This window comes from Candidatus Desulfatibia sp. (assembly GCF_036446775.1).
Classification (GTDB): domain Bacteria; phylum Desulfobacterota; class Desulfobacteria; order Desulfobacterales; family UBA11574; genus Desulfatibia_A.
Map to the genome: position 1 here is coordinate 1 of NZ_JAZFTO010000197.1, position 9,192 is coordinate 9,192.

General features: G+C 44.5%; 8 protein-coding genes. 3 read left to right on the forward strand and 5 right to left on the reverse strand.

The window, feature by feature from the left end; translation table 11 throughout:
- Window positions 1-24: 24 nt before the first annotated feature.
- Window positions 25-1,401, reverse strand: a complete 1,377-nt coding sequence (mtaB, locus tag V3S16_RS09715; protein ID WP_413884488.1) for a tRNA (N(6)-L-threonylcarbamoyladenosine(37)-C(2))-methylthiotransferase MtaB — start codon at window positions 1,399-1,401, stop codon at window positions 25-27.
- Between the two features lie 250 nt (window positions 1,402-1,651).
- On the opposite strand from mtaB, the gene V3S16_RS09720 reads away from it, so the two are divergent.
- Window positions 1,652-3,802 carry an alpha/beta fold hydrolase gene (locus tag V3S16_RS09720; protein WP_413884489.1) on the forward strand — a complete coding sequence of 717 codons (2,151 nt, stop codon included), beginning with the start codon at window positions 1,652-1,654 and terminating at the stop codon, window positions 3,800-3,802.
- Between the two features lie 128 nt (window positions 3,803-3,930).
- Here the strand turns inward: V3S16_RS09720 and V3S16_RS09725 are convergent, their stop codons facing one another.
- The 4 genes from V3S16_RS09725 to V3S16_RS09740 form a co-directional block, all read right to left on the reverse strand.
- Window positions 3,931-4,704 carry an alpha/beta hydrolase gene (locus V3S16_RS09725; protein WP_413884490.1) on the reverse strand — a complete coding sequence of 258 codons (774 nt, stop codon included), beginning with the start codon at window positions 4,702-4,704 and terminating at the stop codon, window positions 3,931-3,933.
- Window positions 4,705-4,805: 101 nt separating this feature from the next.
- Complete coding sequence (locus tag V3S16_RS09730) at window positions 4,806-5,111, reverse strand: hypothetical protein (RefSeq protein ID WP_413884491.1); 306 nt, start codon at window positions 5,109-5,111, stop codon at window positions 4,806-4,808.
- Between the two features lie 12 nt (window positions 5,112-5,123).
- Window positions 5,124-5,819: a 7-cyano-7-deazaguanine synthase QueC gene (gene queC / locus V3S16_RS09735; RefSeq protein WP_413884492.1), complete on the reverse strand. Its 696-nt coding sequence runs from the start codon at window positions 5,817-5,819 to the stop codon at window positions 5,124-5,126.
- Between the two features lie 270 nt (window positions 5,820-6,089).
- Entirely contained in the window at window positions 6,090-6,734 is a 645-nt protein-coding gene (locus tag V3S16_RS09740; protein ID WP_413884493.1) for a radical SAM protein, read from the reverse strand.
- 267 nt (window positions 6,735-7,001) lie between these two features.
- Here V3S16_RS09740 and manA point away from each other — a divergent pair, with 267 nt between their 5' ends.
- On the forward strand, window positions 7,002-8,207 hold the full coding sequence (gene manA / locus V3S16_RS09745; RefSeq protein WP_413884494.1) for a mannose-6-phosphate isomerase, class I: 1,206 nt from the start codon (window positions 7,002-7,004) through the stop codon (window positions 8,205-8,207).
- A 415-nt stretch (window positions 8,208-8,622) separates the two neighbouring features.
- Window positions 8,623-8,991 (forward strand): cupin domain-containing protein, encoded by a 369-nt coding sequence (locus tag V3S16_RS09750; RefSeq protein WP_413884495.1) that lies wholly within the window; start codon window positions 8,623-8,625, stop codon window positions 8,989-8,991.
- Window positions 8,992-9,192: the final 201 nt, after the last annotated feature.

The window sequence follows — 9,192 nt, forward strand, 5'->3', positions numbered from 1 at the left end:
CCTGAACGTTGAACGCTGAACCGCTCAACCCAGGTAACAGATATTGCCGATTACCGCATGGTTGCTGAAGATTTTGTCAATTCTGACTTTAACCAGAGTGTTTTCCAGTTCATTTCCACCGTCTGCTAAAACAGGCATGTAATTAGATGTCAATCCCTTTAAATATCCTGTTGATGAATCCCGCTTGCTTTCAATTAATACTTCAAGCTGTTGCCCGATAAATTTTTTGTAAAAATCTCTTTTTTTAACATTTCCGAGTTTGCGCATTTTTGCACAGCGGGTTTTGATAATTTTTGACGGTACTTTATGCGGATATCGGCTTGCAGGCGTGCCTGCACGGGATGAAAACGGAAAAACATGCAGATAGGAGACAGGCAGTTCCTGGATTAAGGAATATGTATTTTCAAAGGCTGTTTCAGTTTCGCCGGGAAATCCCACCAGGGTGTCGACACCGATAGCGGCATCTGGAATCAGCGTATTAATTTTCAATACCAAATCCCTAAAAAATGAACGCGTATATGGCCGGTTCATATTTTTTAAGATGCCATCATCCCCGCTTTGCAAAGGTATATGAAAATGACGGCAAAAGCGGTTCGAGTCAGCCACAAGTTGAATGATATCCCGGGTGAGTTCAAGCGGTTCTATTGAACTCAGGCGCACCCGCTCGATCGTGGTTGATGCCTGTATACGTTTCAGGAGGTTAAATAGGTTCGTCTTGGGCGTAAGATCCAGCCCGTAGGCGCCGAGATGCACACCGGTCAGGACGACTTCGCAGAAGCCGCCTTGCCTAATTTTATGGACATTTTCCAATACGCTGTTGAGGATCATACTGCGGCTGCGGCCTCTGGCGTAAGGGACGATACAGTATGAGCAAAACGTGTTGCAGCCGTCCTGAATTTTTAAAAAGGGACGTGTGCGCTTTCCAAAAGCAACGACCGCCATTTGCCGGTAATCACGTTCATCAGAAATTTCCCGGCAGGTCAAGACAGGATGCGGGCGCTCCACGTGCTCTGTGGAAACGATCATTGCGGGGATCTCATGTTTATCGGCATGGCCGATGATGTCGTGCACCCCTTTAATTTTTTTGATTTCAGAAGGATCGACCTGGGCATAACATCCGGTGACGATGATACGTGCACCGGGATGATTGCGAATGGCCTGCCGGATGGCCTGTCGCGACTGCATGGCTGCTTTCTGAGTGACCGTACAGGTGTTGATGATACACAGGTCGGCGTTTTCTTCACCAGGCAGTAAAATGCATCCCGTATCTTTTAAGGATTGAGCGATGGCATCGGATTCATACTGATTCACCTTGCAGCCTAAGGTGCTGATGGTAAAACCGGAGGCCGAATGCCGGTTGGTGATGTCTATGGGCTTGTTCTTCAATTCAACACGTCCCAAAATTTTATAACCCATTGTATTTTGGAGTACTGGAGTGATGGAGTACTGGAATACTGGGATTATAAAGGTTTCCGTGTTTTTCCATTACTCCATCACTCCATTTAGACTGGCATCATTCATGTTATCCAGCAACCTAAACCGAATATTTAATGGACAATACTGATGAATGTTGAGAATATATAAAAAATACACTTTTTGCCACCACAATTATGTAAAATATTCGGGCAAAAGCCCAGAAAAGGTTAATTTGATGAATCGTTTTGCCTATCGCACAACGGGACTGGCTGTAAAGACGCTGGCCGGTCTTTCAAAGACCAAAATTAATATTCATGGTAAAGAAAATATTCCGGACGGGTCTAAGATTTTTGTAGTTAATCATTTTACCCGGATTGAAACCCTCTTTTTGCCGTATCATATCCATAAATTAACCCATATTCCAGTCTGGTCGCTGGCCGATTATGAACTCTTCAAGGGCTCCTTGGGAGTTTTTCTTGATAAGGTCGGCGCGGTTTCAACCCGTAATCCGGACAGGGATCTTCTGATTATCAAGAGTTTGCTAACCGGTGAGGCGGCATGGATAATATTCCCCGAAGGCCGCATGGTTAAAAGCAAAAAAATTATTGAGAAAGGACGTTTCATGGTTTCCTATGCCGGCGGCAAACACCTCCCGCACACCGGGGCGGCCACGCTGGCTCTGCGGACGGAATTTTATCGGAAGCGGCTGCAACGGCTGTCGCGCGAAGATCCTGATGAAGCCAAACGTTTATTGGATCTATTTGAGATCGATTCACTGGAGCCGGTAGTAAATAACAAGACGTCCATTGTTCCTGTTAATATCACTTATTACCCGCTCAGAGCCCACGAAAACATGTTAAGCGATCTCGCCACTTATTTTCTGGAAAATATACCGGAACGTATTATCGAAGAAATCATGACCGAAGGCACCATGCTCCTATCTGGAGTAGATGTGGATATAAGATTCGGAGAACCGGTTGAAATAAAAAAATTCATGAAAAGCCCTACTGTTAAGAGCGATATTAGTGCTAAGCATCGCATCGATTTTGATGACCCCATTCCATCAAAACAAATCCTGTGGAAAGCGGCTCTGAGTATCATGCAGCTTTACATGTCGTCCATATACAGCATGATCACCGTAAACCACGATCATATTTTTGCTTCGCTACTCAAGCTGATCCCCTATACAAGTATTGATGAGCACGATTTCAGACGAAGGGCATTCTTGGCAGCAACATGCGACTTGGAAAAAACCGAGGTATTTCTGCACAACAGCCTCAAAGACGACCAGACACACCTGCTCAGCGATGATCGTTTTAACAAGTTTAAAGATTTCATTACAGTGGCCCTGGAAAAAGAAGTTATAAAGCAAGCAGGAAAGACGATTATCAAGGATGCCTCGAAATTTATTTCCGCATTTGAATTTCATCGCATCCGCATTGACAATCCCGTCGCGGTTATCGCTAATGAGGTCGAACCACTGACATTGCTGCAGCGCAGGATAAGGAGAATTGCCCGGCTTCCAGGATTCTGGCTGAGACGTAAAGTCGTTAAACAGCTACTTACACAATCAGTTTCTGAGTTTGAAAAAGACTATAACACCTTTTTTGTGGAAGGCGAATCCAAGCCCAAAGAAGTCGGTATGCCCTTGCTTATTAAGGGGAAATCACGCGATACCGGGGTGCTTCTTGTTCATGGTTACATGGCTGCCCCCCTTGAGGTTAAGGAACTGGCGACTTATCTTGGTCGCATGGGTCTGTGGGTCTATGTCCCTCGCTTAAAAGGTCATGGCACTTCTCCGGACGATCTTGCAGCCAGAACTTATCATGACTGGGTGGTCTCGGTTGATACAGGCTATGCTATCCTCAGTAACACGTGTAAAAGAGTAATCGTGGGAGGATTTTCCGTTGGAGCAGGTTTGGCACTTGACCTTGCTGCCCGGGTCAATGATATCAAAGGGGTTTTTGCAGTTAGCCCCCCCATGAGGCTTCAGGACTTTTCCTCAAAATTTGTCCCTGCCGTGGACGTCTGGAACCGTTTGATGGAGAAAGTGCGCCTAGAAGGTGCCAAAAAAGAGTTTGTTGAAAATAGGCCGGAAAATCCTCATATCAATTATTTCCGCAATCCGATTTCCGGTATATTGGAGCTTGAGCGTTTCATGGAAGCGCTGGAACACAAATTGTCCGACATAAGAGTTCCGGCGCTTGTAGTTCAATCCAAAGGTGATCCGGTGGTCGCTCCGCGCGGTTCCAGAAGGGCGTTTGATCTATTAGGTTCGGAAGATAAAGTTTATATGCTGTTTAATTTTAATCGCCACGGCATTCTTTTGGGCGACGGCGCCCACAAAGTTTTCAAAGCAATCGGGAACTTCATCGAAAATCTATAACTAAGAGACTTCGCTTGTCATTCGTCATTTGTACTTTCCGAGAGGTCGAATACTAATGACAACTGACAATTGACTTTTGTATATTACAATTTTAGTGGCTTTGTGGCTTTGTGGCTGAACAATTATGGCTAAGTTTTTGTAGCTGCTTGAGACAGACATTTGATCAAAAATTTCTGCCAGACAGCGAAGTACGCGTTGCCGCCCACAAGGTAAGTGTCATTATGATCCGCTCCCGGGACTTCATAAAATTCCTTTGAGGAACGGGATTTTTCGTACAAATGACGCCCCATAGAGACCGGAATCGTCAGATCGTACTGGCCGTGGATAAATAAAAGCGGTGCTTGAATGCGGTCAATTAAGGAGAGGCTGTCATATTTAACAGTTGAAGCGGGTTGTGGTGGCAAGCAAGGGAAATACCTCCGCATCATATCATCGGTAGAGGTAAACGCGGCTTCCAGGATTACCCCCAGACATTTTTCTTTGCCGGCTATATCCACTGCCAGTGCGGTCCCCAGGGAACGGCCGAATAATAGTATTGAAGATTTTTCAAACCCCTGCTTGTCGATGAGATATCGAAAGGCCCCATGGGCATCGGCAAAGGTGCCTGCCTTGGAGATTTCACCTTCGCTCAATCCGTATTCGCGGTAGTCAAAAATAAAGATGGGTATCTGCAAGGCGTCATGCAGTTTTTTAAGATTGTGCAGGCGATGGCTGATATTGCCGGCATTGCCGTGAAACCAGAGCAGAACCGCGCGATTATCAGGTCCGTCGACAAACCAGCCATGCAGACGCGTACCGTCCACAGCTTCAAAGTAAACATCCTCATAAGCTTCCAATCGATAATCCTTAGGGGTTGCTTCCAAAGTGCGTTCCGGGAAGAAAACAATACCTTTCTCTGACATTAGATCAATCCTTAGTGTAGAAAGTTTTTAGTCCTTTAAAAGATAATCTGTAACCGTTCACGGAATCTATGAAATCCCAAATACCAAATAAATTCCAAATATCAAGCATCAAATTCCAAACAAATCTCAAATTCCAAATACCAATCGTTCGACCTACCGTTCGGCCCCGAGCCTTTCGGCAGTGAGCTCAAGGCCGAACTGCTCACGGCCGAGGGGGAGGCTCTCGACAGGTGATCTAAACTATTTCGATTATTCCAATATGGATTAAAATATTTTTTTGAATTCTTTTGCCACTCTTCAAGAATAGAAGGTTTGGAATTTGGAATTTTGGTCACGCGCAGCGCAGGCGCTTGCGCCGCGTGTTGTAATTTATTTGTAATTTGGGATTTATTATTTGAAATTTCCACAGAAATATCGTGTTAAGCATATTTAATCGGATCTTTGATACCTGCTGCTTTAAAACCTTTCAATCTTACGATGCAGCTGTCGCATCGGCCGCAGGCAAGACCCTGCGACGAAGGATCGTAGCAGCTGTGGGTCAGGGCATAGTCGATACCGAGTTTGATTCCTTTTTGGATAATCTGAGCTTTTGTCATATTTATCAGCGGTGTATGTATCTTGATTTGAGAGGTACCTTGTACTCCTGCTTTGGTGGCGAGATTTGCCATGCGTTGGAACGCTTCAATATATTCAGGACGGCAGTCAGGGTAGCCGCTGTAGTCAATCGCATTGACTCCTATAAAAATGTCGGATGATTGCAGGACTTCCGCCCAGGCCAGGGCATAAGCGAGAAAGATGGTGTTTCTGGCCGGTACATATGTTACCGGGATTTCGGCGGCCATGGATTCTTCGGTTCCGTCCTTGGGAACCTCGATGTCATCGGTAAGGGCCGAACCGCCTATTTTTTTAAGATCAATATTTATCACCATATGCTCCTGGACTCCAAAAACTTCCGCCATTTTGCGGGCTGCTTCCAGCTCAAAAGAATGGCGCTGACCATAATGAAAACTTAAACTGTAGAGTTCAAAACCTTCATGCTTTGCAATGGCCATGACAGTGGTGGAATCAAGCCCTCCACTCGAGAGCACCACCGCTCTTTTGTTGATGCTTATCATTGGTACTATTCTTTAGTTAGTTCCTTAATTGTGGTTTTTGCGTTTTTTATGCCAAAAAAACAAAGTAAAATAAAAACATAACAATAAATCACAATAATCAATAAACAAATCACAAACAAATCACAATGGCTAAAATTCAAAATTCCAAACAATTGTTTTTTTGATCTTATTTGAGATTTGGATATTGTAATTTGGAATTTATTTGTAATTTGCCTGCCCGCCGTCTTTTTGGCGGGGTGCTTGTAATTTGTTATTTCCGGTTTGTTCGGACTATACTCCCCTGGGTTCGTCCGGCCAGATGATCTTATGCAGTTGCAGGTGCAACCTGACATCAAGGGCGTCTTCAAGAATCCATCCGGCCAGTATGTCAGATGACATTTTGTCCGACACCGGAGAAAAGAGAACGCGCTCCATTGGAAATCCAGGGGGTATCGATTTTATGATTTCCTTGGCGTACAAATAATCTTCGCGGCATCCGACAACAAATTTGATCTGATCTATCAAATTGAGCCTTTTAAGATTCTTTAAATCATTTTTTTCGCTTGCGCCGCTCGACGGGCATTTAATATCGACAATTTTCATGCAGCGCCCGTCAACCCTGCTGATGTCAAAGCTCCCGTTTGTTTCCATCATCACTTCATACCCATTTTCAAGGAGTCGGTGTATCAATAACGGGGTGTCATGCTGAAGCAATGGTTCGCCTCCAGTGATTTCGACCAGGGAGCATTGATAAGCAGCAAGCCGGTCAAGAATTTCCCCAACATCCATTGGTGTGCCTTCTTCATAGGCATAGCGAGTGTCGCAATAGGAACATCTTAAATTACATCCGGTAAGCCTGATAAAAATGCAGGGCCGGCCGCTGTTGATTGATTCCCCCTGGATACTGTAAAATATTTCGTTGACTAAAAGCGTCATTTAACTTGGGTTGTAATGCAACAGTATGGGATTATCCTTTTTTAGAGTCCCGTTTTAAGCGGGACGTTTTATAAAATCGTGGAGCGATTTTATTTGCATTTGCCTTACAAATTCAATATGAATATTTATAACAATCGATTATATATTAGTAAACACTTAACCCAAAATATTTTCTTAACTTGGGTTGCAAAGCAACAGTACGGGACCATCCTTTTTAGAGTCCCGCTTTAAGCGGGGCGTTTCATAAAATCGTAATACGATTTTATCATGAAAACCATAGGGCTGCTAAAAAATACCATTCAGGAGTATGCCTGGGGGTCTTATACCGCTATACCGGATCTTTTAGGATATGATTTTCCGGCCGGATCTCCCCAGGCGGAATTATGGATGGGGGCTCACCCCCAGGCACCGTCTCTGGTAAAGTGCGACGGCAGATGGATTTCGCTGCTGGAATTAATCGAGCAAAATCCGGAGGACATTTTGGGGAAAAAGGTCGCGGAAAAGTTTAACAGCCGTCTCCCCTATCTGTTCAAGGTTCTGGCGGCCGCCAAACCGCTTTCCATTCAGGCGCACCCCAGCCGGTCCCAGGCAATAAAAGGCTTTGAAAGGGAAAACAGGCTCGGAATTCCCTTGGATGCTGGTAACAGAAATTACAAGGATGGCAATCACAAACCTGAGTGCATTTGTGCATTGACTCCTTTCTGGGCTCTAAACGGATTTCGTAAAATACCCGAGATGCTGTCATTAATGGAGCAAGTCGGCCCGCAAGGATTGGAAGGTGAAATTAAAGAACTTCGAAATAAACCGGATGCTCGAGGTCTAAAAAGTTTTTTTCGAGCACTGATGACCATGAGCCGCCGCCGGCAAAAACAGATCATAGATGATGCCTTAAAAAATGCCCAAAAGCTTTCACAGGAAAACCAGGTTTTTAAATGGATGATAAACCTTCAGCATGAATATCCGGACGATATCGGTATCTTTGCCCCCATACTTTTGAATCTGATTTGTCTTGAGCCGGGACAGGCCATGTTTCTTCCGGCAGGAGAACTGCACGCCTACCTTGACGGTGTTGGTATAGAATTGATGGCAAACTCGGACAATGTTTTAAGGGGCGGTTTGACACCCAAACATGTTGATGTATCCGCACTTTTGCATGTTCTTAATTTCAAAGAGCGAAAAATAGATATTCTTCCAAAAGAATTCATAAACGGCTGTGAGGAAATTTATCATAGCCAGGCCGAGGAATTTATCTTATCCATTATCACGGTTAAAAACGGTACAAGTTATGCGAGCCCTGCTAAAAGAAGTGTTGAGATCGTGCTTTGCACTGAAGGAAAAGCGACAATTACCGATATGGAGAAAGGGGATATTATTATACTTGTAAAAGGATCATCAATCATTATACCTGCCGCTGTAGCAGAGTATTGCCTTGATGGCGAAGCAATGCTATACAAAGCTTCGGTACCGGTCTGATTGTTTGAGCCCTAACCCGGACAAGCCGGCCTCCGGCTCGTAGAGCCTACGCCTCGGAGAGAAATAACAAATTACAAGTACCAAATTACAAATAAATCTCAAGTTCCAATAATCAAGGACCAAAGCCTTCCAGGACGAGGCATTGTTTGGCCTCCGGCCCGTAGGGGCATCGGGCCTACGCCCCGGAGGGATTTTTGAATTTTAGTCACCTGTCGAGAGCCTCCCCCTCGGCCGTGAGCAGTTCGGCCTTGAGCTCACTGCCGAAAGGCTCGGGGCCGAACGGTAGGTCGAACGATTGTGATTTGTTTGTGATTTGTTTTTTGATTATTGTGATTTATTGTTATGTGTTTGTTGTACTTTGTTTTTCGACATAAAAAACGCAAAAACCACAATTAAGGGACTAATGGAGGTTATTATGGCAGAAATTTCCGATTCAGTCGATCAGGCAACTAAACAACCTAAAAAGGAACCAGAAATAAAACGCCTGGCCGATCTGGTAGAATACCAGGACGGCTCGGTTGTAAGCAAACAAATCATTAAGAGAGGAGCTGGAACAGTCACGATATTTGCCTTTGATGAAGGAGAAGGCTTGAGCGAACACACCGCCCCGTTCGATGCCTTGGTTCAAGTTCTTGATGGTGAGGTGAGAATAAGGATTTCCGGAAAGCCCTATGATGTCAAAGCCGGTGAAATGATTATTCTGCCGGTTGATGAACCGCATTCCCTAAAAGCATTAACGAGATTTAAGATGCTTTTAACAATGATTAGATCAAAAAAATCTTGACATACAAAAAACCTTAGTGTAGAAATAATCGTTTTTTATTTAAGAAAGGGTGTCGAAATGGTACAGAGCTCCTCAGGCAATTATTTTTTTTATTACTGGTATTTTTTTACCACCGGTCCGCCTGGGGCACGCTGATACCAAGACCAACTTACAAAGCGAAAAAGCCGTGGGCAGACTTAAAATCCACGGCTTTTTTAGTAT